Source organism: Thermotalea metallivorans, from assembly GCF_001562415.1.
GTDB classification, from domain to species: domain Bacteria; phylum Bacillota; class Clostridia; order Peptostreptococcales; family Thermotaleaceae; genus Thermotalea; species Thermotalea metallivorans.
The window spans coordinates 1-1,191 of the sequence record NZ_LOEE01000029.1 but is presented as its reverse complement, the minus strand read 5'-3'; the positions used below and the strand labels follow the sequence as shown (position 1 = coordinate 1,191).

1 protein-coding gene is annotated in these 1,191 nt (G+C 35.6%); it reads right to left on the bottom strand.

The features are described from left to right. Positions 1–12: 12 nt before the first annotated feature. Positions 13–1,134: an IS3 family transposase gene (locus AN619_RS06530; protein WP_068555923.1), complete on the bottom strand. Its 1,122-nt coding sequence runs from the start codon at positions 1,132–1,134 to the stop codon at positions 13–15. Positions 1,135–1,191: the final 57 nt, after the last annotated feature.

The window sequence follows — 1,191 nt, the reverse complement described above, 5'->3', positions numbered from 1 at the left end:
TTTTTTTGTATTCTAAGCAGCCGTATAGAGCTTATACGGATACTCATAATCCAAGGATTGGTGGGGCCTTTCAAAATTGTAAAAATGAATGTATTCGTTAATTAGACTTCTTAATTCTCTTGGCGTACTATATTCAAAAATATAGAGTTTTTCTTGCTTTATGTTGCGAAAGAATCGCTCTGTTATTGCATTGTCTGTTGCTCGTCCCTTACTATCCATACTGATCCTAACATGGTTTTCCTTAAGTAAATCAATATATTCGTTACTAGTAAATTGACTACCTTGATCACTGTTGATAATCTCTGGTATAGCTTTTTTAAATGCTCGTTGAAGGGTCTCTATGATAAAATCAGTTTCCATCGTGTTTGAAAGCTCATAGTCTATGATACATCTTGAATACCAATCGATGATGACGAATAAGTACATCCAGCCCTTTGGCATAGAGACATAGGTAATATCCACACCCCACACTTGATTAGCCCTTGTAATGGGTAGATTTCTTAACAAATAGGGGTATACCTTATGAGCTTTGTTTCTTTTGCTTAAATTCGGTCCTGGATAGATTACATATATCCCCATTTCCTGCATATACCGTCGTACTCTCTTATGGTTAACAGTGTAACCTTCCTTTTGAAGAACAGCGGTTATTCTGCGATAGCCATAGTAGGGATGTTCAGTGTAAATTCTGTCAATTCTAGTTTTAATAAGAACTTCAAACATGCAGCCTGGCTTTGGCGTGTAGTAAGCAGTGGATCTACTAATACTTAAGAGCTCACATTGCCTTTTAACACTGATTTCACAGCCATCATGCCTTTCGAGCATTTGTTTTCTTAGGTCAATAGAGTTACTTAATTCCAGATTTTTTTTCAGCCAGTTGACCTCAATCGTCAACTGACCAATCTGTCTGATTAATTCTTCTTTTTCGGTTTCATACTCCTTTTTCATTTTTTCGGTATTAGAATTTTCTTTTGCAAACACGGCATGCATGTTTGCTAGAAATTCACTTTTCCACCTTGATAGCATGTTAGGATGAATCTGATACTCTTGAGCAATTTCTGATGAGGTTTTTTCTTCTCTCAGCAGCTCTAATACTATTTTTGATTTTTCTTCCGGGGTAAAATGTCGTCTTTTCATATTCTTATTATAACTTATTTTTCAACTTTTTGTGTCCAACTTCCTGGGTTCATTATA